The organism is Mesorhizobium sp. M7A.F.Ca.MR.245.00.0.0 (assembly GCF_003997415.1).
In the GTDB taxonomy this organism is placed as follows: domain Bacteria; phylum Pseudomonadota; class Alphaproteobacteria; order Rhizobiales; family Rhizobiaceae; genus Mesorhizobium.
The window spans coordinates 399,223-423,985 of the sequence record NZ_RZTE01000001.1; the positions used below are offsets into that span (position 1 = coordinate 399,223).

The window sequence follows — 24,763 nt, forward strand, 5'->3', positions numbered from 1 at the left end:
ATGCAGGGTCGTGCTTCACCCGACGTGCCGGGCATAGCCGCGGCCACGGTCTTCGCCATCGCCTCGCAAATCATCGGGGCAGCGTTCCTGTACCTCATCCTCAGAGTCGACGGCGGCTGGCAGGTGGTCGGCCTGCTGGCCTTGCTCGGCCTCGGTTTCTATCTGCTGGAGAGGCTGCCGTGGATCGCCGACTATGCGTTGGCGAGCTTTGCCCGGGTTCCGCTCGTGGCGATGATCACTGCGGCGGTCATCGTGCTGGCCTTTCCGTTCTTCGTCGGATCCAACACCTATATCCTCCATCTGCTGATCGTCGCCGAGCTTTATGCGGTGCTGGCGCTGGCGCTCAATTTCCAGCTCGGCAGCGCCAACATTCCGAACTTCGCCACCGGCGCTTCCTACGGCATAGGCGCCTACGTGTCGGCGCTGCTGGCGATCAATTTCGGCGTCAGCTTCTGGCTGACGCTGCCGGTCGCGGCGCTGGCGGCGACCCTGTTCGGTTTCATCATCGGCATCCCGTCGATGCGCACGCGCGACACCTATCTCGCGCTCGTCACCATCGCCTTCGGCGTCGTGGTCCAGCAATTGCTGAACAATTTCAGCTGGACCGGCGGACCCAACGGACTGGTCGGCATTCCGGCGCCCAGCCTGTTCGGCCATTCCTTTGCCGATCCGCTGGTGATCTTCGGCTGGAAGCTGCCGAGCCAGGCGAATTTCTATTATCTGTCGGCCGCACTGGTCGTCGTCGCCATCGTCACCGCGCACCGGCTGCACGGCTCGCGCATCGGTCTGGCCTGGAACGCGCTGCGCGCCGACGAGATCGCCGCCAAGGCGCAAGGCATCAATGTGGCGTGGTTCAAAGTGCTGGCCTTCGCCGTCGACGCCTTTCTCGCCGCCTTCGCCGGCACGATCTACGCCTTCTACGTCTCCTACATTTCTCCCGACAATTTCACCTTCCTGGTCTCCGTCACCATCATGACCATGGTCATCGTCGGCGGCATGGACAATATTTTCGGTGTCATCGTCGGTGCGTTCCTGCTGACCATCCTGCCGGAGAAATTGCGCGCGTTCGCCGACTACCGCCTGCTGTTCTTCGGCGTCGTCATCATCGGCTTCCTGATGATCCGGCCGCAAGGTCTGTTCCCGCAACGCATGCGGCGCTACGGAGGCGAGCCGTGAGCGCGCTTCTCAAGGTCGAGAATTTGACGATGCGCTTCGGCGGCCTGGTCGCGCTCAACGATGTCAGCCTGTCGATCGACAAGGGCGCGGTGCTCGCCGTCATCGGGCCGAACGGCGCCGGCAAGTCGACGCTGTTCAATGTCGTGACCGGCGTCTACCGGCCAACCTCCGGTCGCGTGACCTTCGACGGTGCCGAGATCACCGGCCGCCCGTCCTACGAAGTTGTCGACCGCGGCATCGCCCGCACATTCCAGTCGTCGCGTCTGTTCTCCGACCTCAGTGTCCTCGACAACGTCATCATCGGCATGCACACCCGCACCAGGACCGGCGTGCTGACCGCGCTGTTTAGGCCTGGCGCATCGCGCCGCGAGATGGCGGCTTGCGTGGAAAAGGCCGAAACCCTGCTCAAGCTCAGCTCCGGCGACCTGTTCGAACAACGCTACCGGCCAGCGGGTACACTGGCCCAAGCCGACAGGCGGCGCCTGGAAATTGCCCGAGCGCTCGCATCGCAGCCCAAGCTCTTGCTGCTCGACGAACCTTCGGTCGGCATGGACGATACGGAAACCGACGCGCTGGTGGCCGACATCACGCGGCTGCGCGTACATAACCCTGCTCTGTCGGTGGTCCTGATCGAGCACGACATGCGGGTGGTCGAAGCGTTCCCGCAGCATGTCACCTGCATCGACTATGGCAGCAAGATCGCCGAGGGCGACTTCGCGGCGGTGCGAGCCGACCCGCGCGTCCAGGAAGCCTATCTCGGGAAGGCGGTCGCCCATGCTTGAACTCAGGGATGTCGATACTTCCTATGGCGCGGTGCCGATGCTGCGCGGCGTGGCGATGAGCGTGCGCCCCGGCGAACTGGTCTGCCTGCTGGGGCCGAACGGCGCCGGCAAGACGACAACCTTCATGACAGTCTGCGGCGTCGTGCGGGCGCAGCGCGGCAAGGTCGAGGTGATGGGCAGGGACATGGCGACGCTCGGCACGGAAAACCTGGCGTCGCTCGGCGTCGGGCTCGTTCCCGAAGGGCGCCGGCTGTTCCCCGGCCTGACCGTGATGGAGAATTTGCGCCTGGGCTATGACGCGGTGTCGGGCAGGGGACCAAATTTCGGGGTGCAACTGGACAAGATGTGCAAGCTGTTTCCGCGCATCCAGGAGCGCCTGCGCCAGGTCGCCGGGACTTTGTCGGGCGGCGAACAGGCGATGGTGGCGCTGGCGCGCGCGCTGATCGGCGAACCCAGACTGGTGATCATGGACGAGCCGTCGCTCGGCCTCTCGCCAAAACTCATCGGCGAGTATTTCGAGATCACAAGGGAAATCCATCGCCAAGGCACGACCATCCTGTTGATCGAACAGAATGCCGAAATGGGGCTGGGCATCGCCGATCGCGGCTATGTGCTGGTCAAGGGTAAGGTCGCCCAGGAGGGGCCGGCAAAGGAGTTGCTCTCGTCCAAGGCGGCCAGAAGTCTTTATCTCTGAGCCGTCCGTTTCTTCTGACTCAACAGTGATGATCCACGCCCCGCGCTCCACATCTTCGGCCATGCTTCCCGGCATTTAGGGACAAGCTAACCACTGCCACATGAAATCATAATTTTCGCTGCCCGGTGCCTCCAGTAAACCAACGATCAGATCTCCGCCGCATCCGCAGACACTCCCGGGGAGAGCCAGAAAGGGCCGCTGAAATGCCAGTCGAAACGGTAGACACGCTTGTTGTTGGCGGCGGCCAGGCGGGGCTGGCCATGAGCGAGCATCTGAGCAAGTGCGGGGTGCCGCATCTCGTGCTCGAGCGGAGCCGCATCGCCGAACGCTGGCGTACCGAAAGATGGGACTCGCTGGTTGCCAATGGTCCCGCCTGGCATGATCGTTTTCCCGGCATGGAATTTCCGGACGCCGGTCCCGACGCCTTTGTCGGCAAGGAGAAGGTCGCCGACTATTTTGTCGCTTACGCCGGCATGATCGCTGCCCCCATCCGCTGCGGCCTGGAGGTCAGGAGCGTGGAAAGGCTTGTCGGCCGTCCCGGCTTCCGGGTCGAAACCTCGGATGGCGTGATCGAGGCCAGGAGCGTGGTTGCCGCTACCGGGGCTTTCCAGCATCCGGTCATTCCGGCGGTTGTCCCCGGGGATGCCGGAGCGATGCAGATCCATTCCAGCGCCTATCGCAATCCGGGCCAGTTGCCCGAAGGTGCGGTGCTGGTGGTCGGCTCCGGGTCCTCGGGGGTGCAGATCGCCGACGAACTCCAGCGCGCGGGACGGCGCGTCTACCTCTCGGTCGGGCCGCATGATCGGCCGCCGCGGGCCTATCGCGAGCGTGACTTCTGCTGGTGGCTGGGGGTTTTGGGCAAATGGGACGCCCAAGCGCCGGCGCCTGGCACCGAACACGTCACCATCGCGGTGAGCGGCGCGCGGGGCGGCCAGACGATCGACTTCCGGCGTCTTGCCGCGCAAGGGATGACGCTGGTTGGCCGGACGGAATCCTACAAGGAAGGGGTCATGACCTTCGCTCCGGATCTGGCTAAAAATATCGCGCGCGGCGATGCGAACTACATGTCGGTGCTGGACGAGGCCGACGCCTATGTCGCTCGCAACGGCCTCGACCTTCCCGAGGAGCCCGCGGCCCGCGAGATCGGACCGGACCCGCAATGCATGACTGATCCCATTCTCGAGCTGAACCTGGCGGAAGCCGGGATAGGTTCGATCATCTGGGCAACGGGATTCACCGTCGATTACAACTGGCTGAAGGTCGATGTGTTTGACGAAAAGGGCAAGCCGAAGCACCAGCGCGGCGTGTCGACCGAGCCGGGAATCTATTTCCTGGGACTGCCGTGGCAATCGCGGCGGGGGTCGAGCTTCATCTGGGGCGTCTGGCACGACGCCCAGCATGTGGCGGACCATATCTCCACGCAGCGCAAGTACCTGGCCTACCATGCGTCCGCAAAGCGCGAGACCAAAGTGGCATAGAAACGGACGTCCCGACCTCGAGCCGACTGACGGAGACCAAGATGGCCCATATAAGAATTCGCAAGTTCAACACCAAGGACACCTATCCCGAGCAGAAGCTCGACAATGATCTGTGCCAGGCGGTCGTTACGCGGGGCGGCAGGACCGTCTATCTGCGCGGCCAATGCCCGCAGGACCTCGACACGGCCAAGAATATCGAAAGCCATGATCCGGTCGAACAGACGCACAAGGTCATGCAGAACATCCGCCAGCTGATCGAGGAGTGCGGCGGCACCATCGAGCATTTGGTCAAGGTGGTGGTCTACATTACCGATGTCCGCCATCGCGAGGCGGTCTACCGCACCATGGGCGAGTATATCAAAGGCGTGCATCCCGTCTCGACCGGCCTAGTCGTGCAGGCCCTGGCGCGGCCGGACTGGCTGGTCGAGATCGACGGCACCGCAGTTATCCCGGATTAAAGTCATGACATTCTCCATCGTCGCGCGGTGCAGCCGCACCGGCATGTTCGGGGTCGCGGTGTCCTCCTCGTCGCCTGCTGTGGCGGCGCGCTGCGCCTATGCGCAGGCGGGCGCCGGCGCCGTTGCCAGTCAGAACGTCACCGATCCTGCGCTGGGACTGCGCGGTCTCGAATTGCTGGCGCGCGGCGCGTCGGCGGCAGAGGCGATTGTCATATTGAAGCGCACCGGTGCCTATCCCGAATACCGGCAGGTGCTGGCTGTCGATGCCGCCGGGACGACCGCTATCCACTCAGGGCCCAAGGCGCTTGGCATCTGGGCGGAGGCGCGTGCGGACAATGTCGCCTGCGGCGGCAACATGCTGGCCCATGACGGCGTTCCGCAAGCCATGGTCGAGGCGTTCCTGGCGTCGGAAGGGCATCTCGGCGACCGCCTCATCGCGACCATGCGCGCCGCGCTGAAAGCGGGCGGCGAGGCGGGTCCTGTCCATTCCGCCGGTATGAAGCTGGTGCGCGAGGTGGCGTGGCCGGTCGCCGATTTGCGCTGCGACTGGACCGACGACTGCCCGATCGAGCAACTGGCGACGCTGTGGGAACTCTACAAACCGCAGCTCGATGCCTATGTGACCCGCGCGATAAACCCATCCGATGCGCCGAGCTACGGCGTGCCGGGCGACGAATAGTCAAGACAGGGGGTCACCTGCGATGAGCGAACTCAGTCACAAGGACTGGATCGGCAAGGCGTCCGCGATCCGTTTTCGCGACAAGGCGTTCATCGACGGCAAGACGGTCGCAGCGCGTTCGGGCCGGACCTTCGCCAGCGTCAATCCGGCTACCGGCGAGGTGCTGGCCGAAGTGGCGTCCTGCGGCGAGGAAGATATCGATCTGGCGGTTGCCGCAGCGCGGCGCAGCTTCAATGCGGGTGTCTGGTCGCGCACCAGTCCGGCGCACCGCAAGGAGGTCTTGCTGCGGCTGGCGCAGCTGCTGCGCGAAAACCTGCATGAACTGGCCCTGCTTGAATCGCTCGACATGGGAAAACTGGTCAGGGATGCGGCCGCGGTCGACGTTCCCGGCTCGGCAGCGATCTTCCAATGGTATGGCGAGGCCATCGACAAGATCTATGGCGAAGTGGCGCCGACCGGCGAAGGCGATCTGGTGCTGGTGCGGCGCGAGCCGGTTGGCGTGGTCGGCGCGGTGGTGCCGTGGAATTTCCCGCTCGACATGGCGACCTGGAAATGCGCACCGGCGCTGGCGGCAGGCAATTCGGTGGTGCTGAAACCCGCCGAGCAGTCGCCCTTGTCGGCCCTGCTTCTGGCGGAACTGGCAATGGAAGCGGGCCTGCCCGCAGGCGTGCTCAATGTCGTGCCCGGCCTTGGCGAAACCGCCGGCCAGGCGCTTGGCCGTCATATGGATGTGGATTGCCTCGCCTTCACCGGCTCGACCGCCGTGGGTAAGCTGTTCCTGCAGTATTCCGGCCAGTCGAACATGAAGCAGGTCTGGCTGGAAACCGGCGGCAAGAGCCCGAACCTCGTCTTTGCCGACTGCGGCGATCTCGACGCGGCAGCCGATATGGCGGCCTTCGGCATCTTCTTCAACCAGGGCGAGGTCTGTTCGGCCAATTCACGCCTGCTCGTCCAGCGCGGCATCAAGGATGCCCTGGTGGAAAAGCTCGTGCAGCGTGCGGCGGCCACGCAGCCCGGCGATCCGCTCGATCCGGCTTCGAAAATGGGCGCGATGGTCGATGCCCGCCACGCGGCCAATGTCATGCGGTTCGTCGAGGCCGGCAAGAAAACCGCGCGCCTGGTCGCGGGCGGCGACCTGGTCACGGTCAATGGGCGCGGCAGCTTTGTCCAGCCGACCATCTTCGACGATGTCGCACCTGCCGATCCGATTGCTCGCGACGAGATCTTCGGGCCGGTGCTTTCGGTCATCGCCTTCGACGACGAGGCCGACGCGATCGGCATCGCCAATGACAGCCCCTATGGGCTGGCCGCATCGCTGTGGACCGACAGCCTGTCGCGCGCGCATCGTATCGCCGGCCGGCTGCATGCCGGCACGGTTTCCGTCAACACGGTCGACGCGCTGAGCCCGATGACGCCGTTCGGCGGTTTCAAGCAATCCGGCTTCGGCCGCGACCTGTCGCTGCATGCGCTCGACAAATACACCGCGCTCAAAACGACATGGATCAAATACTGATGGGCGCCTAAAGCGCATCGCGATTGAACGGATTCAAGCGATGCGCTTTAGGCCTTTGCTCTATGCATGTCATTTGCGCAAAACCGGGGCCACTTTTGCGCGACATGCATTAGGCTTGATCGAAGCCCTCAAACCGGCAACATAGCCAGCCATGCCGCTACGCTTCACGCTCAGACAGCTGGAATATTTCGTCGCCGTGGGCGAAGCCGGTTCCATCGCTAAGGCGGCCGAACAGGTCAATGTGTCGCCGCCGTCGATTTCGGCCTCGATCGCACAACTGGAAACCGAGTTCGGTGTCCAGCTGTTTGTCCGCAAGCATTCGCACGGCCTCTCGCTCACCGCCGGTGGCCGCATCTTCCTCAAGGAAGCCGCCCGGCTGCTCAACGATGCCGACGCCTTGCACGACGTCGCCGGCGACTTTGCCGAGAAGGTGCGCGGCCCGCTGGCGGTGGGATGCCTACTGACCTTTGCGCAAATCGTGCTGCCGGCGCTGCGCATGCGGTTCGAGCGCGCCTATCCCGATGTGCGGGTGCGCCAGTTCGAGCGCAATCAGGGGCAATTGCTCGAGATGCTGCAGCGCGGTGAAATCGACCTTGCCTTGACCTACGATCTCGAACTGTCGCAGGACATGACCTTCGAGCCGCTGATGCTGGTGCCGGCGTACGTCATGCTGCCGGCGGGGCATCGCTTCGCGGCAAAGGCGTCGATCACGACGGAGGAGCTGGCCGACGAGCCGATGGTGCTGCTCGACCTGCCGTTCAGCCGCGAATATTTTCTGTCGGCATTCCACCAGCGCGGAATCCGCCCCAACATTGCCGAGCGTACCGGCGACATCGCCGTCATGCGTTCCATGGTGGCCAACGGCTTCGGCTACGGCATCGCCAATATGCGGCCGCTCAACACGCTGGCGCCGGACGGCAAGCCGCTGGTCTTCGTGCCGCTGGACGGCGATCTGCGGCCGCTGACCATGGGCGTCGCCTTGCCCAGTTCCGAACACCGCACGCAAACCGTCCAGGCGTTCATCGACCACTGCCGGCATTTCGTCGTCGAGCAAGGCGTGTTCGGCGCCGAGCGGGCTGTCGGCCAGGCAGCACTTCCACACAAGTAGCCCCGGTTAAGCCAACTGCTGGTCGGCAAGCCGCTGCAGCAATTTTTCCAGCATGCCATCGCAGCGGCGCATTTGCTCGACGCTGACGAACTCATCCGGCTTGTGTCCCTGCGCCATCGATCCCGGTCCGCACACGACCGTCGGCGTGCCGAGATCGCGGCTGAACAGGCCGCCCTCCGTGCCGTAGGCCACCTTGATGGTGTTGTTGGCGCCGGTCAGCGATTTGATGAAAGCGACGGCCTGCGAACTGACCGGCGTGTCCAGGCCGGGATAGGTGTTGGTGATGTCGATGTCGATTGCCGCCTCGAGCGCGATAGCCGAGGCTTCGGTGGCAATGCGCGCGGCCTTCACGCGCAGGCGCTCGAGAATCTCATGCGGGTCGTCGGCCGCGACATTGCGGATCTCGAAGTCGACCTGGCAGAGGTTCGGCACGATGTTCAGCGCCACGCCGGCGTTGATCTTGCCGACATGGACGGTTGTGTACGCAATGTCGTAGTCGCCGTCGCGGGCGCCATCGCGCACCAGCCGGTCCTGTTCGCGGCGCAAGGCGGCGACGAAATCGCAGCCGAGATGGATGGCATTGAGCGCCAGCGGGGCCAGCGCCGAATGGCCCTCGCGTCCCTTGCAAAGCGCGCGTGCGGCAAGCTTGCCCTTGTGGCCCGTCGCCACCTGCATGTCGGTGGGCTCGCCCACGATGCACAGCAAGGGCCGATGCGGGGCTGCTTGCAGCATGTCGATCAGGCTGCGCACACCAATGCAGCCGATCTCCTCGTCGTAGGAGAGCGCCAAATGCAGCGGCGTGCGCAGCGTCATTTTCGATGCTTTAAGGCACGCCGCGAGTGCGCAGGCCACAAAACCCTTCATGTCGGCTGTGCCACGTCCGTAAAGCTTGCCGTCTCGGCTCGTCATCTTGAAGGGCGGCAGCGTCCAAGCCTGGCCGTCGACGGGGACGACGTCGGTGTGGCCGGACAGCATGATGCCGGAAGCATCAGTCGGTCCGATGGTGGCAAACAAATTGGCCTTGTGGCCGTCCTCGCTGTGGATGATCTGGCTGGCAATGCCGTGCGCGTCCAGCAGCTCCGCCACGTAGCCGACGAGGGCGAGGTTCGAATCGCGGCTCACCGTCGGGAACGCGATCAGTTTTTCAAGGATCTGGATGCTGTCCATGCGTCTTGTGTCTCATTGGGCGTGCGCGCTATCTAACATCGCGCGGCGGCGGCCTTGAAGTCGCATTTGGCTCAGCCGGGATTCAGCGGATGCTAATCCATGCAGTGCTGCCGATTAGGCGCGTCCTAACCGGCACAGAAGAAATCTGTTGTTTCCCGGCGCTTGCCGCAATTTATGAATGGTCTCACGGCATCAACCCACTGGGCTGGCCGGCTTGCGCCACGGCTCGAAACCATGATCGGGCATGCTGCAAGGCGACGCTGGCAGGAAGGCACGTTCCATGCGCGATCCGCGCTACGACATTCTGTTCGAGCCCGTGAAGATCGGTCCGGTGACCGCCAAGAACCGCTTCTATCAGGTTCCGCATTGCAATGGCGGCGGCTATCGCGATCCTTCGGCCGCGGCCGAGATGCGCCGCATCAAGTCGGAAGGCGGCTGGGGCGTCATCTTCACCGAGCAGACCGAGATGCACCACACATCGGAGATCACGCCCTTCATCGAGCTCAGGCTGTGGGACGACGCCGATATCCCGGCGTTGGCGAAGATGGCAGAGGCCATGCACCAGCATGGCGCGCTGGCCGGCATCCAGTTGGCCTATTCAGGCATCAACGGTCCCAACCTCTACACCAAGGAGGTACCGCGCGGACCGTCGGCCCTGCCGATCCGAACCTTCACCAACGATCCGGTCCAAGCGCGCGCCATGGACAAGCAGGATATACGCGACCTGCGTCGCTGGCACCGCAATGCCTTCAAACGGGCCAGGCTTGCGGGCTTCGACCTGGTCTGCCTCTACGGCGCGCATGGCTTCGGCATCATCCAGCACTTCCTGTCCACCGCCACCAACCAGCGCAGCGACGAATATGGGGGCTCGCTGGAGAACCGCTCGCGGCTGATGCGTGAGCTGATCGAAGAGGGCAGGGACGCCATCGGCGACACGTGCGGCCTGACGCTGCGGCTGTCGCTGGACGAGATGATCGGTGAGCTCGGCTTTGCCAATTCCGAAGTGCGCGACATGATCGAGATGCATGCCGACCTGCCAGACCTCTGGGACCTGGCGCATGGCGCCTGGGAGGACTGCTCGGGGCCGTCGCGGTTCAAGGAGGAGGGCGCGCAGGAGAGCCTGGTGTCCGGAATCAAGACGCTGACCTCCAAGCCGGTCGTCGGTGTCGGCCGCTTCACCTCGCCGGATGTGATGGTGAAGATGATCAAGTCCGGCACGCTGGACTTCATTGGCTGCGCGCGGCCGTCGATTGCCGATCCCTTCCTGCCGAAGAAGGTGGAGGAGGGGCGCATCGAGGACATTCGCGAATGCATCGGCTGCAACATCTGCATCACCGGCGACATGACCATGTCGATCTCTCGCTGCACGCAGAACCCGACCTTCATGGAGGAGTGGCGCAAGGGCTGGCATCCCGAGCGGATGCAGGCCAAGGGCGACAGCGACAGCGTGCTGATCGTCGGAGCCGGCCCCGCCGGGCTGGAAGCCGCCAGGGCACTCGGCCTGCGCGGCTACCAGGTGGCCATCGCCGAAGCAGGAACCGAACTCGGCGGCCGCGTGGCGCGCGAGTGCCGCTTGCCTGGTCTCTCGGCATGGGGGCGTGTGCGCGACTACCGCCAGTACCAGATCAGCCAGATGTCCAATGTCGACGTCTATTTCGAAAGCCGATTGTCGGCGCAGGAGATACTGGCCTTCGGCTTTCAAAACATCGCCATCGCCACCGGCTCGACATGGCGCCGCGACGGCGTGGCGCGCGCGCATGTCGTGCCGATGCCGGTGGACCCGGCCATGCCGGTCTACACGCCGGACGATCTGATGGGCGGCAATGTGCCGACCGGCAGCGTCGTGCTGTTCGACGACGATCACTATTACATGGGCGGTGTCCTGGCCGAGCTGATGGCGCGGCAGGGCGCGAAGGTGACGCTGGTGACGCCGTCGGCCTATGTGTCCGACTGGACCCGCAACACGCTGGAGCAGGGCGCCATCCATCGCCGGCTGGCCGAACTCGGCGTCGAGATCGTGCTGAACCGGGCCGTGACGCGCATCGTGGCGGGCGGGGTTGCCACTGCGTGCGCCTATACGGGCAGCCAACGCGACTTCGCCGCGGACGCCGTCGTGCTCGTGACGTCGCGCCAACAGGACGATGGCGTCTGGTGCGAACTGAAGGCGCGGCGGGATCAATGGGCCGATAGCGGCATCCGCTCGATCAAAGTCATCGGCGATGCCGAGGCGCCTGGCCCGATCGCCTGGGCAACCTACGCCGGCCACCGCTTCGCCCGCGAGCTGGACGAAGCCGACATCGGCGACGCACTGCCCTTCCGCCGCGAGGTCACGGCGCTGGCGGTGGATGAGGCGCCGGTGGCGCGGTCCGCGAATATTGGGTTGTTCGACCATACTGCATTGCACAATTCCTTCGCTTGGTCACAATGCAGGCATGGTTCGAACCGCACTCGCCGTCCTGGTGATCGATGAAAACCGCATCCGCGCCGCGATCATCGAGGCGGGATTGCGCGAGGCCGGCCATGAGCGTGTCACCGTCATCCATGACGTGACCGGCATTGCGCGGCGGATCGCCGAGATCGAGCCCGATGTCATCGTCATCGATCTCGAAAACCCGAACCGCGACATGCTGGAAAACATGTTCCAGCTGTCGCGCGCCGTAAAACGGCCGATCGCCATGTTCGTCGACCGCTCCGATCAGGCCTCGATCGAGGCGGCGGTCGATGCCGGCGTTTCGGCCTATGTCGTCGACGGTCTGCGGCAAGAGCGCGTCAAGCCGATCCTCGACATGGCGGTCAGCCGTTTCAACGCTTTTTCGCGCATGGCGCGCGAACTGGAAGAGGTTCGCGGCGAGCTCGAGAGCCGCAAGGTGATCGACCGCGCCAAGGGCATCCTGATGAAGTCGCGCGGCCTCTCCGAAGAGGCCGCCTACACGCTGCTGCGCAAGACGGCGATGAACCAGAACCGCAAGATCGGCGACATCGCCCAGAGCCTGGTGACTGCCGCCGGGCTGCTGGGACCGCCGGAGGACGAATGAGCATGACTGCTGCGCACCAGATCACCGCCGGTTTCATGCCGCTTTTCGACAGCGCCGTGCTGGTCGCGGCCGGGGAGCTTGGCTTTGCCGCACGAGAAGGCATCGACCTCACCCTGCACCGCGAGACGTCCTGGGCCAACATCCGCGACCGCATCGCCATCGGTCACTTTCATCTCGCGCATATGCTGGGACCGATGCCGCTCGCCTGCAATCTCGGGCTGACGCCACTCGCTTCGGAAACCATCGTGCCGTTCTCGCTCGGGCTCGGCGGCAATTGCGTCACCGTCTCCAACACCGTCTGGGCCGGAATGGTGGCGCACGGCGCCGAAGCCGATCTTGATCCGGCGCGCGCCGGTGCGGCGTTGCGCGCGCTCATTCGCGAGCGCGCTGCGGCCGGTGGCGACCCGCTGCGCTTCGCCGTGGTGCATCCGCATTCCGGGCACAATTACGAACTCCGCTACTGGCTCGCCGCCTGCGGCATCGATCCGGCGCGCGAAATCGAGATCGTCATCGTGCCGCCGCCCTTCATGGCGGATGCGCTGGCCACCGGCCGCATCGACGGGTACTGCGCAGGCGAACCTTGGAACAGTGCTGCGGTTGCCGCCGGCACCGGGCATATCGTCACCGTCAAGGCGCGGATATGGCGTAACAGCCCGGAGAAGGTGATCGGCGTGCGCAAGGCGTGGGCAGACGAAAACCCCGAGGCACTGGCGGCGCTGCTGCGTGCGCTGCATCACTCGGCGCGCTGGTGCCAGGATCCGGCCAACCGTGGCGAATTGGCAGCTGTGATGGCGCAGGCCGGCTTTCTCGGCCTGCCGCCGGCCGTGCAGATGCCGATCCTGACCGGTCATCTCCGACTGGGCGGCGGCGCGGAGCGGACCATCGACGACTTCTTCCTCCCGTTCGACAAGGCAGCGAACTTTCCATGGAAGAGCCATGCGCTGTGGTTCTACACGCAGATGGTGCGCTGGGGGCACGTGGCGCACACGCCGGAAAACCTTGCCATCGCCCGCAACTGCTACCGGCCCGACCTCTACCGTTCGGCTCTGAAGCCGCTTGGTGTGGCGCTTCCCGGCGCCAATTCGAAAGTCGAGGGTGCGCTCCAAGTTGCCACCGCGGTCGGCGCGACAGGCGCCGGCCTTGTGCTCGGTCCGGACGGTTTCTTCGACGGCCAGATCTTCGATCCGGACGAGGTCGACGCCTACATTACCGGCCAGAAATCGGCTCGCGCGGAAGCCTGATCATTTCCGCGTCATTCTTGTGCATTGCACAAAAATTGTGCGCGCGATTGCCCGAATGAACAATCTTTGGCCTTCCGGCCATACGACCCGGTGCGTCCGAGATCGGCGCGGGTTGCTGATTTAATTGATCTTTTTCACCTCTCTCAAAACTGGCACGGTTCCTGCTTTGAAATAGACAGGCCCTTCGCGGGTCACGGAACAGGCGTCCAATGGCGGGCGCCACAGGCAAAGCTGCCGCTCAGGTTAATGCGCGCTCCCGGTCACCCGGACGCGAAGACCTGGCTGGCGGCTTTTTTGTTTTGATCAACACGCAATCGACGACGCGGATCCCAAGCCGCGCCCAACCGGAGACGACGATGACGAAACGGATCAGGACTGGAACGACCCTCAAGGACATGACGCGCCGCGATTTTCTCGTCAGCAGCGCGATGACGGCCGGCCTGTTCATGGCGGCCCGCAAGCTCTTCCCTTCCGGCGCCTATGCTGCGACCGCCGCTCCGGAGGTCACCGGCGCCAAGCTCGGCTTCATTGCCCTCACCGATGCGGCACCGCTGATGATCGCCAAGGAGAAGGGGCTGTTCGCCAAGTTCGGCATGCCCGATGTCGAGGTGCTCAAGCAGGCCTCCTGGGGTGCGACACGCGACAATCTGATGCTCGGCGGCGCGGCCAACGGCATCGACGGCGCCCATATCCTGACGCCGCTGCCTTACCTCATGCACACGGGCAAGGTGACGCAGAACAACCAGCCGATGCCGATGGCGATCGTGGCGCGGCTCAACTACGACTGCCAAGGCATTTCGGTCGCCCAGGAATATGCCGGCACCGGTGTCGGTCTCGACGCCTCGAAGCTGAAAGACGCTTTTGCCGCCAAGAAAGCGGCTGGCAAGGAAATCAAGGCCGCCATGACCTTCCCGGGCGGCACGCATGATTTGTGGCTGCGCTACTGGCTGGCGGCCGGTGGCATCGATCCCGACAAAGACGTCTCGACCATCGTCGTGCCGCCGCCGCAGATGGTGGCCAACATGAAGGTCGGCAACATGGACGTGTTCTGCGTCGGCGAGCCGTGGAACGAGCAGCTCGTCCATCAGGGCGTCGGTTTCACCGCCGCCACGACGGGCGAATTGTGGAAGGGCCATCCGGAAAAGGCGCTCGGCCTGCGTGCCGAATTCATCGAGAAAAACCCGAACGCCACCAAGGCGATCCTGATGGCCGTCATGGAAGCCCAGCAATGGTGCGAGGCTAGCGACAACAAGAACGAGATGGCCGCCATCATCGGCAAGCGGCAATGGATGAACGTGCCCGTCGCCGACATCATCGGCCGCCTCAAGGGCGATATCAACTACGGCAATGGCCGCGTCGCCAACGGCACCGATCTCTCCATGAAGTTCTGGAAGGGCGGCGTCTCCTATCCTTTTAAGAGCCACGACACGTGGTTCCTCGCCGAGAACATCCGCTGGGGCAAGTTCACGCCGACCACCGACATCAAGGCGCTGGTCGATCAGGTCAACCGCGAGGATTTGTGGCGCGAGGCGGCCAAGGATCTCGGCGTTGCGGCTGCCGACGTTCCGGCGTCGTCGTCGCGCGGCGTCGAGACCTTCTTCGACGGCAAGATCTTCGATCCGGCCAACCCGTCCGCCTATCTCGATAGCCTGAAGATCAAGGCATCGGCCTGAACCCCAGCGCAAACGGCGCATTGCGCCGTTTGTCGCTCGAATTATCTGCCCCACGGAGTTTTCCCCAGACATGTCGATCCAGACTATCGAGGACACCAAGGTGAAGGCCTTTCCTGCCAAGCCGGCGGAGGTCATCGCCTTCACTGCCAAGGCACGGCGTCGCTTCGAGCCGCTCGCCATCGCCGGCAAACTGGCGAGCGCGCTGGTGCCGCCCATCATCGTCATCGCGCTGATGTTGGTCGTCTGGCAGATCGCCTGTTCGTCGCCGACATCAAGCCTGCCGCCGCCGACCCAGGTGTGGAACGAGGCCTACGATTTGATCGCGCATCCGTTCTTCGACAATGGCCCGCAGGATATCGGTCTGGCATGGCGCGTGCTGATCTCGCTGCAGCGTGTCGCCATCGGCTTCGGCCTGGCGGCGGTCGTCGGCGTCGCGCTCGGCGCGCTGGTCGGCCAGTCGATCTGGGCGATGCGCGGCCTCGACCCGGTGTTCCAGATCCTGCGCACGGTGCCGCCGCTGGCCTGGCTGCCTCTGTCGCTGGCGGCGTTCCGCGATTCCAGCCCGTCGGCGATCTTCGTCATCTTCATCACGTCGATCTGGCCAATCATCATCAACACCGCGGTCGGCGTGCGTAACATCCCAGAGGATTATCGCAACGTCTCGCGCATCCTGCGGCTCAACCAGTTCGAGTTCTTCGTGAAGATCATGGTGCCGGCTGCCGCGCCTTACATCTTTACCGGCCTGAGGATCGGCATCGGCCTGTCCTGGCTCGCCATCGTCGCCGCCGAAATGCTGACCGGCGGCGTCGGCATCGGCTTCTTCATCTGGGACGCGTGGAACTCGTCGCGGCTGCCCGACATCATCGTCGCGCTCGCCTATATCGGCGTCACCGGCTTCTGCCTCGACCGTCTGGTCGCAGCGGTCGGCGCCTTTGTCACCCGCGGCACAACGGCAAAGTGAGGAGAGGGGCGATGACGGCCTATCTGAAGCTCGACCATATCGACAAATCGTTCACGCGTGGTGCCCAGGTCAGCGAGGTGTTGAAGGACATCAGGCTGACCATCGACAAGGGCGAATTCGTCTCCATCATCGGCCATTCCGGCTGTGGCAAGTCGACCTTGCTCAATCTGATCGCCGGGCTGACCAAGGTATCCGCCGGCGCCGTGCTGCTCGAGGACAAGGAGGTCGACAGCCCCGGACCGGAACGCGCCGTGGTGTTCCAGAACCACAGCCTTTTGCCGTGGCTGACCGTCTACGAAAACATCAATCTGGCGGTGTCGAAGGTTTTCGGTCGTTCGAAGAGCAAGGCCGAGCGGCATGACTGGATCATGCGCAATCTGGACCTCGTGCAGATGGCGCATGCCAAGGATAAACGCCCGGCAGAAATATCGGGCGGCATGAAGCAGCGCGTCGGCATCGCCCGGGCGCTGGCCATGGAGCCGAAGATCCTGCTGCTCGACGAGCCGTTCGGCGCGCTCGATGCGCTGACGCGCGCCCATCTGCAGGACGCGGTGATGGACATCCATTCCAGGCTCGGCTCGACGACGATCATGATCACCCACGATGTCGACGAGGCGGTGCTGCTTTCCGACCGCATCGTCATGATGACCAATGGCCCGGCGGCAACCATCGGCGAAGTGCTTCCCGTGCCGCTGGCGCGGCCGCGCCGGCGCGTCGAACTCTCTTCCGACCGGACCTTCCTGCGCTGCCGCGAGGCGGTGCTGAAGTTCCTCTACGAACGCCACCGCTTCGTCGAAGCCGCGGAGTAGCACCATGAGCGAAAGACTTGTCATCATCGGCAATGGCATGGCCCCCGGGCGCATGCTCGAGCACCTGCTGGAACAGGCTCCGGGCCGCTACACCGTCACCATCTTCAATGCCGAGCCGCGCGTCAATTACGACCGCATCATGCTGTCGCCGGTGCTGTCGGGCGAGAAAGCCTATGAGGAGATCATCATCCACGGCGACGGCTGGTACATCGCCAACAACATCACCCTCTACAAGGGCCACAAGATCGTCACCATCGACCGGTCAGCGAAGACCGTCACGTCAGATCATGGCGTCACCGAACCCTACGACAAGCTCGTCATCGCCACCGGCTCGGTGCCGTTCATCATTCCGGTGCCGGGCCATGATCTGCCGGGCGTGCTGACCTATCGCGACCTCGACGATGTGCAGGCGATGATGCTCGCCGCTCAGTCGCGGGCCAAGGCGGTGGTCATCGGCGGCGGCCTGCTCGGGCTGGAGGCGGCAGCAGGGCTGAACGCGCAAGGCATGGACGTCACCGTGCTGCATGTCATGCCGACGCTGATGGAGCGCCAGCTCGATCCCGCGGCCGGCTATCTGCTGCAGCGTGCCGTGGAGCAGCGCGGCATCAAGGTGATCACCAAGGCTAACACACAGGCGATCACAGGCAACGGCAAGGTCGGGCAGGTGGAGCTTGCTGACGGCACCATTATCCCAGCAACGCTTGTGGTGATGGCCGTCGGCATCAGGCCGAATTCGGCGCTGGCGAAACAGGCCGGCATCGCCGTCAACAGGGGCATCGTCGTCGACGCCGGCATGCGCAGCAACGATCCCGACATTTACGCGCTCGGCGAATGTGCCGAGGTCAACAGCCAGGTCTATGGCCTCGTCGCGCCGCTCTACGAGATGGCGCGCGTTACAGCCAGCCAGCTTGCCGGCAACGAAGCGGCGGCCTTCGTCCATATGGACACGCCGACCAAGCTCAAGGTCACCGGCATCGACCTGTTCTCGCTCGGCGACTTCGCCGAGGGCGAGGACCGCCAGGAAATCGTGCTGCGCGATGCGGCCGCCGGCGTCTACAAGCGCCTCGTCCTGAAGGACGACCGCATCATCGGTACCGTGCTCTACGGCGAGACGGCTGATGGAGCCTGGTTCAACGACCTGAAGAAGAAGCAGACCGATATTTCCGAAATGCGCGACACGCTCATCTTCGGCCAGTCCTACCAGGGGGGTGCCCCGCTGGACCCTATGGCGGCCGTTGCAGCCTTGCCGGATGATGCGGAAATCTGCGGCTGCAACGGCGTTTGCAAGGGAAAGATCACTGGCGCGATTACGGGGAAAGGCCTGACCTCGCTCGACGACGTGCGCGCCCACACCAAGGCGTCAGCCTCCTGCGGCTCCTGCACCGGGCTGGTCGAGAAGCTGATGGTGCTGACCATCGGCGACAAATACAATCCGGCGGCGGTGCAGCCGATGTGCGGCTGCACGACGCTCGGCCATGACGAGGTGCGCCGGCTGATAATCGCCAAGAGCCTGAAGACCATTCCCGCCGTCATGCAGGAACTGGAGTGGACGACCTCCTGCGGCTGCGCCAAATGCCGGCCGGCGCTCAACTATTATCTCGTCTGCGACTGGCCGGACGACTATGCCGACGACTACCAGTCGCGCTTCATCAACGAGCGCGTCCACGCCAACATCCAGAAGGACGGCACCTATTCGGTGGTGCCGCGCATGTGGGGCGGCGTCACCAACGCGGCGGAGCTGCGCGCCATCGCCGACGTCGTCGACAAGTTCGAAATCCCGATGGTCAAGGTCACCGGCGGCCAGCGCATCGACATGCTCGGCATCCGCAAGGAGGACCTGCCGGCAGTGTGGGCCGATCTCGGTCAGGCCGGCTTCGTCTCCGGCCACGCCTATGCCAAGGGGTTGCGCACGGTGAAGACCTGCGTCGGCTCGGACTGGTGCCGCTTCGGCACGCAGGATTCGACAGGGTTTGGCGTCCGCATCGAAAAATTCATGTGGGGCTCGTGGACGCCGGCCAAGGTCAAGATGGCGGTGTCGGGCTGTCCGCGCAACTGTGCCGAGGCGACCTGCAAGGATGTCGGCGTGATCTGCGTCGACTCCGGCTACGAGATCCATTTTGCCGGCGCGGCCGGCCTCGACATCAAGGGCACCGAGGTGCTCGGCCTGGTCAAGACCGAGGATGAGGCGCTGGAGCATATCGTGGCGCTGACGCAGATGTATCGCGAGCAGGGCCGCTATCTCGAGCGCATCTACAAATGGGCCAAACGCATCGGCATCCCCGAGATCAAGCGTCAGATCATGGACGATGGCGAGAAGCGCAAGGCTTATTACGACCGCTTCGTCTTCAGCCAGAAATTCGCCCAGGTCGATCCGTGGTCGGAACGCGTTTCCGGCAAGGACAAGCACGAATTCCGGCCGATGGCCTCGGTCGGGTTTGCGCAGGCGGCGGAGTGACAATCATGAACTGGATCGCCATCGGCTCTATCGCCGACATCCCCCGCCGCGGCGCGCGCTGCGTCGCCACCCCAGAAGGCAAGATCGCCGTCTTCCGCACCGCCGACGATCAGGTCTACGCCATCGACGACCATTGCCCGCACAAGGGTGGACCGCTCAGCCAGGGCATCGTGCACGGGACGTCGGTGACCTGTCCCTTACACAATTGGGTGATTTCGCTGGAGACGGGCAAGGCGCTCGGCGCCGACGAGGGCGCGGTGCGCACCATTCCGGTGCGGGTCGAAGGCGAGCATCTGTTCATTGCGCTGGAAGCGCTGGCCAGCCGCGCGGCCTGACCAATGGAGATCGAGGAAGCGCGCGAGGTGAGGACCACCTGCCCCTATTGCGGGGTGGGCTGCGGCGTGCTGGCGAAGGTCGCCGCGGACGGTGAGGTGTCCGTGCGTGGCGACCCCGACCACCCGGCCAATTTCGGCCGGCTCTGCTCCAAGGGCTCGGCACTGGCCGAGACCATCGACCTCGACGGCAGGCTGCTTCATCCGGAGATCCATGGCCGCCGCGCCGGCTGGGACGAGGCGCTCGACCTGGTCGCTTCGACCTTCTCGCAGACCATCGCCGAGCATGGGCCCGATGCGGTCGCCTTCTATGTCTCCGGCCAGTTGCTGACCGAGGACTATTATGTAGCCAACAAACTGATGAAGGGTTTTGTCGGCTCGGCCAACATCGACACCAATTCGCGCCTGTGCATGGCCTCCTCGGTCGCCGGCCACCGCCGCGCTTTCGGCTCCGACACCGTGCCGGGAACCTACGAGGATCTGGAACTGGCCGACCTGATCGTGCTGGTCGGCTCCAACCTCGCCTGGTGCCATCCCGTGCTCTACCAGCGCATCGCGGCGGCGCGGGAGAAGCGGCCGGAGATGAAGATCGTGCTGGTCGATCCGCGTCGCACCATGACCGCTGACATCGCCGACATGCATCTGGCGATCGCGCCGGATGGCGACGTCGCTTTGTTCACGGGCCTGCTCGCTTATCTCGGCCAGCACAATGCGCTCGACCGCGCCTACATCACGACGCACACGACCGGCTTCGGGCAAGCGCTTTTCGCGGCCTCCGCGCTCGACCTGGCCGGCGTCGCCGCCGCCACCGGCCTGAGCGAGGACGAGCTTGGCCGTTTCTACAGCCTGTTTGCGGCGGCGGCGAAAACGGTGACGGTTTACAGCCAGGGTGTGAACCAGTCGTCATCCGGCACCGACAAGGTCAACGCCATCATCAACTGCCATCTCGCCACCGGCCGCATCGGCAAACCCGGAGCAGGGCCGTTTTCGGTGACGGGCCAGCCCAACGCCATGGGCGGCCGCGAGGTCGGCGGCATGGCCAATATGCTCGCCGCCCATATGGAGATCGAAAACCCCGACCATCGCGACCGTGTTCAGCGCTTCTGGAACGCGCCGACTGTGGCCGGAAAGCCCGGCCTGAAGGCAGTCGAGATGTTCCAGGCGCTGGCCGACGGGCGCATCAAGGCGCTGTGGATCATGGCCACCAACCCGGTCGATTCGATGCCGGACGCCGATGCCGTCGAAGCGGCGATCAAGGCGTGCCCTTTCGTCGTGGTGTCGGACGTGCTGGCCCGGACCGACACCGTCCGCCATGCCCATGTCCGGCTGCCCGCCGCCGCCTGGGGCGAGAAGGACGGCACCGTCACCAATTCAGAGCGCCGGGTGTCGCGCCAGCGCGCGTTTTTGGAGCTGCCCGGCGAGGTGCTGCCCGACTGGCGGATCGTCGCCGATGTGGGCAAGCGGATGGGGTTCGGCGAGGCGTTTTCCTATGCGACGCCGGGTGATGTGTTTGCCGAGCATGCCGCGCTGTCGGGGTTCGAGAATGATGGTGTGCGGGATTTCGATATTGGCGTCTACGGCGGAGTTGATGGCGAGACCTACGCAACGCTTGAGCCGTTCCAGTGGCCGGCGCCCGGTCGTGCCGACCCCTTCTGGCCTGCCGGCCATCTCCCCCTCAAGGGGGGAGATCAGCCTGCCGCTCGGCTTTCGCCAATCGCCAACGCTGCGGAAGAAGCGCCGGTGTCAAAGCTGCTAGTCTCCCCCCTCGAGGGGGAGAAGGCCGGCAGGCCAGAAGGGGTCGGCACGACTGGGCTCCAGGTTCGCTTCTTCGCCGACGGCAATTTCTACACACCCGATCGCAAGGCGCGCTTCATCGCCATCCGCCCGACCACGGAAGTCCGCACCAGTCCCGACTATCCGCTGATCCTCAACACCGGCCGGATCCGCGACCATTGGCACACCATGACGCGGACCGGCAAAAGCCCGCGGCTTTCGCAGCACATCGCCGAGCCCTTCGTCGAGATCCACCCGGTGGATGCGCAGCGCTTCGGCATCGGTGACGCCGACATCGTGCGCGTTTCCAGCCCGCGCGGTGACGTGCTGGTCCGCGCGCTGGTGACGATACGCCAGCGCCAGGGCAGCCTGTTTGCGCCGATGCACTGGACCGATCAGTTCTCGGCAAAGGGCCGGCTCGACACGCTGACCGCGCCGCTGACCGATCCCATTTCCGGCCAGCCGGCGCTGAAACATGTCGCCGCCCGCATCGAGAAATTCGCCGCAAAAGCCTTCGGCTTTGCGGTGACGCGGCATAGGCCGTCGCCCGATGCCGCGGCCTATTGGGCCGTGGCCAAATGCAAGGGCGGCTGGCGGGTCGAGCTTGCCTTTGCCGAAGAGGATATCGACTGGGCCGGCTTTGCCGGGTCACTGTTCGGCGCGTCACCGGGTGCGGAAATGCTCGCCTATCATGACCGCGACGCCGGCCAGCATCGCATCGCCGCCTTCGACGGCGATCAACTGTCCGGGGCCTTGTTCGTCGCGCCCGGCCCGGTCGCCGTGTCGCGCGGCTGGGCGGCGGAACAGTTAAGTGCCGATCATGTCGACCGGCGCGGAAGGCTGGCGATCGTGGCCGGACGGCCGGGCGGGGTCGACGTCGATCGCGGCGCTATCGTCTGTTCCTGCTTTGGCGTCGGCGCCAACCAGATCGCCGAAGCGGTGCGCCGCGGCTGCGGCAGCGTCGCGGCAATCGGCGCGGCCCTGCATGCCGGTACGAATTGCGGCTCCTGCCGCGCCGAGATCAGGGTCATCATTGACGCGCAAAGTCTTCAAGCAGCCGAGTAATCGTCCCGACCAAAGGGGCCTGCGCGACGGCGCTGGTTGGGCTATGGTGGCGCAAGCGTGCTGCGCACGAATCGTCTTCAGTCAGGGTCATCCCAATGGCAAATCCCCCGCGCCGACCGACAAATCCGATGGCGGCCGCCGAAGCGGCTTTCAAGCCGGTGAAGAAGCCGGCCGCGCCGGTTCGTGAGACCTCCGCCGCTCCAGGCGTCAGGGAGCTTGTTTCGATCCGGATCGACCGCGCCGTGCTGGACCACTTCCAGGAGGATGGGCCGGGCTGGCAGGACCGCATCAACGACGCCTTGCGGCAGGCGATAGAAGGCAAGCCGACGGCCGGCGGTTTGGACGACGAGTAGCGCCCATCGCTTCGTCATCCACGGGCGGAGCAAGGAGCGTAGCGACGCGGCGCAGACCCCTGGAGCTGCTCCGCAGCCCAAGGGATACATGCCGCGACCTCAAAGCGCTGCAGCGGTGCAGAATTCTGTTCCGCTGCATTCCTCGATGGCTGTCACGGAATGGATCCCAAGGTCTCCGCGACGGAGCTTCGCTCCTGCTTCGCCCTAGGATGACGAAGTTGGGGAGGCTTCGGCCAAAGCGGACGTCGGCTCACGCCTCGAAGTGCAGGATATAGAGCTTCCGCGTCTTCTCGTGGATCGTCCATTCGCCTTTCCACCCTTTCGGCAGCACCAGCATTTCGCCCGGGCCGACGTCCTTGCTGCGGCCATCGGGACCATGCAGCGAGACCCGGCCTGACACGATGTGGCACGTTTCGGAATTGCTGTCGCGCGATGCGGTGAAGCGGCCCGGCGTGCACTCCCAGACGCCGACTTCCAACGTGCCGTCGGGCGAGGTCCACAGCGTCTTCGCTGCTTCGAACTGATTGCCGCTGATCGAGGTCGGCTTGGGCTCGGGCTCGCCGAGATCGATCGAGGCGAGATGGGCGAAGGTCTGGAAATCGGTCATGGCAGTCTCTTAATGTCCTGTGATGCGATCGGCGATTGCGGCGAGTTTCGACGTGTGCTGGAGGCCGGCCTCCTCGCGTTCGTCGGCGACGCGATAGAGCTGATACATTGAGTGGACTCCGAGCCAGCGCATCGGCTCGGGCTCCCACTTGCTGACCTGGCGGTTGACCCAGGGCAGTCGGGTCAGTTCGGTGTCGCGCCGCAGGATGAGGTCGCGCAGCGTGCGGCCCGACAGGTTGGAACTGGATACGCCGAGCCCGACATAGCCGCCGGCCCAGCCGATGCCGGTCTCAGGGTCGAGACCGGCCGTCGTGCACCAGTCGCGGGGCACGCCCAGCACGCCGCACCAGGCGTGGTCGATGCGAAGCTTGGCTGTCTGTGGCAGAAGGCGGATGAGGATCGCGTGCAGGCTTTCGATCGTCGCCTGCTGCGTCTGGCCGCGCACGTCGGTCTGCGAGCCGTAGCGGTAGGGCACGCCGCGTCCGCCCATGGTGATGCGGCCTTCCCTGGTGCGCTGTGCATAGCAATAGGCGTGCGCGGCGTCGCCGAGAAGCTCATGGCCCTCCCAGCCGATCTCGTCCCATAGCGATTGCGGCAGCGGCTCGGTGATGATCTGCGCGCTGTTGAGCGGCAGCCAGAGCCGCTCATTGCCTGGTATGCCGGCCGTGAACCCTTCCGTGGCACGGATGATGATTGGCGCGCGCACGGTGCCGCGGCTCGTCGTGACCTTGCCCTTCTCGATGCCGGTCACGGTGGTCTGCTCGTAGATCGGCACGCCAATGCGTTCGACGGCTTCGGACAGGCCGCGCACCAGCTTGGCCGGCTGCACGCGCGCGGTGCCGTGGTGGATATAGCCGCCAAGCACATTTCTGATGTTGATGCGGGCTCTGGCCTCTTCCTGACCGATTAGGCTGACACGCTCGCTCGGCACGCTCCAGCCGATCGCATCGGCATAGGCGGCCTTGATCCGTTCGAGCTGCGGCGGGTTGGTGGCGACCGTCAGATTGTCGACCCGGCGGATGTCGGCATCGATGCCTTCGGTCTCGGTCACCGCGATCACTTCGTCGACCGTGCCATGCATGGCGGTTTCCATGTCGATGACGGCGCCGCGCGTCGAGGTCTGCAGATATTTTTCGCGCGACCAGCTGAAGCCGCCGGACAGCCAGCCGCCATTTCGGCCCGACGCGCCGAAGCCGGCGAACTCCCTCTCGACGATGGCGATGCGGATCGAAGGATCGGCCTTCTTCAGATAATAAGCCGTCCACAAGCCGGTGTAGCCGGCGCCGACGATGCAGACATCGGCTTCGAGATCACCTGGAAGCGGCGCGCGGTAGGCCGGCAGACCGATGTCGGCATACCAGAACGAGACGTTGCCGTTGACTTTGGCGTCCATGTCTAAAAATCC

At 64.7% G+C, this 24,763-nt stretch carries 21 protein-coding genes; 18 read left to right on the plus strand and 3 right to left on the minus strand.

Annotated elements, in window-relative coordinates:
• From EOB80_RS01935 to EOB80_RS01970, 8 genes are all read left to right on the plus strand, one after another.
• Entirely contained in the window at nt 1-1,176 is a 1,176-nt protein-coding gene (locus tag EOB80_RS01935; protein WP_023809430.1) for a branched-chain amino acid ABC transporter permease, read from the plus strand.
• Entirely contained in the window at nt 1,173-1,958 is a 786-nt protein-coding gene (locus EOB80_RS01940; RefSeq protein WP_245466223.1) for an ABC transporter ATP-binding protein, read from the plus strand. Before EOB80_RS01935 ends, EOB80_RS01940 begins: the two co-directional genes overlap by 4 nt.
• Nucleotides 1,951-2,652 carry an ABC transporter ATP-binding protein gene (locus EOB80_RS01945; protein WP_127326475.1) on the plus strand — a complete coding sequence of 234 codons (702 nt, stop codon included), beginning with the start codon at nt 1,951-1,953 and terminating at the stop codon, nt 2,650-2,652. The genes EOB80_RS01940 and EOB80_RS01945 overlap by 8 nt, the downstream gene beginning before the upstream one ends.
• A 203-nt stretch (nt 2,653-2,855) precedes the next feature.
• Nucleotides 2,856-4,130 carry an NAD(P)/FAD-dependent oxidoreductase gene (locus EOB80_RS01950; RefSeq protein ID WP_127326476.1) on the plus strand — a complete coding sequence of 425 codons (1,275 nt, stop codon included), beginning with the start codon at nt 2,856-2,858 and terminating at the stop codon, nt 4,128-4,130.
• Between the two features lie 41 nt (nt 4,131-4,171).
• Nucleotides 4,172-4,588, plus strand: a complete 417-nt coding sequence (locus tag EOB80_RS01955; RefSeq protein WP_127326477.1) for a RidA family protein — start codon at nt 4,172-4,174, stop codon at nt 4,586-4,588.
• Nucleotides 4,589-4,592: 4 nt separating this feature from the next.
• A complete protein-coding gene (locus EOB80_RS01960) occupies nt 4,593-5,267 on the plus strand; it encodes a DUF1028 domain-containing protein (RefSeq protein WP_127326478.1) in 675 nt (224 codons plus the stop codon).
• A gap of 22 nt (nt 5,268-5,289) precedes the next feature.
• A complete protein-coding gene (locus tag EOB80_RS01965; protein WP_127326479.1) occupies nt 5,290-6,780 on the plus strand; it encodes an aldehyde dehydrogenase in 1,491 nt (496 codons plus the stop codon).
• 151 nt (nt 6,781-6,931) lie between these two features.
• Entirely contained in the window at nt 6,932-7,888 is a 957-nt protein-coding gene (locus EOB80_RS01970; RefSeq protein WP_127326480.1) for a LysR family transcriptional regulator, read from the plus strand.
• A 6-nt stretch (nt 7,889-7,894) separates the two neighbouring features.
• Here EOB80_RS01970 and argE read toward each other — a convergent pair whose 3' ends face one another.
• Complete coding sequence (argE, locus tag EOB80_RS01975) at nt 7,895-9,055, minus strand: acetylornithine deacetylase (protein WP_127326481.1); 1,161 nt, start codon at nt 9,053-9,055, stop codon at nt 7,895-7,897.
• A gap of 280 nt (nt 9,056-9,335) precedes the next feature.
• On the opposite strand from argE, the gene EOB80_RS01980 reads away from it, so the two are divergent.
• From EOB80_RS01980 to EOB80_RS02025, 10 genes are all read left to right on the plus strand, one after another.
• Nucleotides 9,336-11,525, plus strand: a complete 2,190-nt coding sequence (locus EOB80_RS01980) for an NAD(P)-binding protein (RefSeq protein ID WP_245466224.1) — start codon at nt 9,336-9,338, stop codon at nt 11,523-11,525.
• On the plus strand, nt 11,488-12,090 hold the full coding sequence (locus EOB80_RS01985) for an ANTAR domain-containing response regulator (RefSeq protein ID WP_127267110.1): 603 nt from the start codon (nt 11,488-11,490) through the stop codon (nt 12,088-12,090). The genes EOB80_RS01980 and EOB80_RS01985 overlap by 38 nt, the downstream gene beginning before the upstream one ends.
• 2 nt (nt 12,091-12,092) lie before the next feature.
• Nucleotides 12,093-13,331 (plus strand): CmpA/NrtA family ABC transporter substrate-binding protein, encoded by a 1,239-nt coding sequence (locus EOB80_RS01990; RefSeq protein WP_164762009.1) that lies wholly within the window; start codon nt 12,093-12,095, stop codon nt 13,329-13,331.
• Nucleotides 13,332-13,687: 356 nt separating this feature from the next.
• The gene (locus EOB80_RS01995; protein WP_127326482.1) at nt 13,688-15,004 is read left to right on the plus strand and encodes a CmpA/NrtA family ABC transporter substrate-binding protein; all 1,317 of its coding nucleotides are present in this window, start codon (nt 13,688-13,690) and stop codon (nt 15,002-15,004) included.
• 70 nt (nt 15,005-15,074) lie between these two features.
• Nucleotides 15,075-15,965 (plus strand): nitrate ABC transporter permease, encoded by an 891-nt coding sequence (gene ntrB, locus EOB80_RS02000; protein ID WP_127326483.1) that lies wholly within the window; start codon nt 15,075-15,077, stop codon nt 15,963-15,965.
• A gap of 11 nt (nt 15,966-15,976) precedes the next feature.
• On the plus strand, nt 15,977-16,774 hold the full coding sequence (locus EOB80_RS02005; protein WP_027035388.1) for an ABC transporter ATP-binding protein: 798 nt from the start codon (nt 15,977-15,979) through the stop codon (nt 16,772-16,774).
• A gap of 4 nt (nt 16,775-16,778) precedes the next feature.
• Entirely contained in the window at nt 16,779-19,229 is a 2,451-nt protein-coding gene (nirB, locus tag EOB80_RS02010) for a nitrite reductase large subunit NirB (RefSeq protein WP_127326484.1), read from the plus strand.
• A gap of 5 nt (nt 19,230-19,234) precedes the next feature.
• Complete coding sequence (gene nirD / locus EOB80_RS02015) at nt 19,235-19,564, plus strand: nitrite reductase small subunit NirD (RefSeq protein WP_127326485.1); 330 nt, start codon at nt 19,235-19,237, stop codon at nt 19,562-19,564.
• Nucleotides 19,565-19,567: 3 nt separating this feature from the next.
• The gene (locus EOB80_RS02020) at nt 19,568-22,399 is read left to right on the plus strand and encodes a nitrate reductase (protein ID WP_127326486.1); all 2,832 of its coding nucleotides are present in this window, start codon (nt 19,568-19,570) and stop codon (nt 22,397-22,399) included.
• A gap of 95 nt (nt 22,400-22,494) precedes the next feature.
• Complete coding sequence (locus EOB80_RS02025) at nt 22,495-22,752, plus strand: BrnA antitoxin family protein (RefSeq protein ID WP_127326487.1); 258 nt, start codon at nt 22,495-22,497, stop codon at nt 22,750-22,752.
• A gap of 250 nt (nt 22,753-23,002) precedes the next feature.
• Here the strand turns inward: EOB80_RS02025 and EOB80_RS02030 are convergent, their stop codons facing one another.
• Both EOB80_RS02030 and EOB80_RS02035 read right to left on the minus strand, forming a co-directional pair.
• Complete coding sequence (locus EOB80_RS02030; protein WP_127267126.1) at nt 23,003-23,359, minus strand: cupin domain-containing protein; 357 nt, start codon at nt 23,357-23,359, stop codon at nt 23,003-23,005.
• 9 nt (nt 23,360-23,368) lie between these two features.
• A complete protein-coding gene (locus EOB80_RS02035) occupies nt 23,369-24,751 on the minus strand; it encodes an FAD-binding oxidoreductase (RefSeq protein ID WP_127326488.1) in 1,383 nt (460 codons plus the stop codon).
• Between the last annotated feature and the right edge of the window lie 12 nt (nt 24,752-24,763).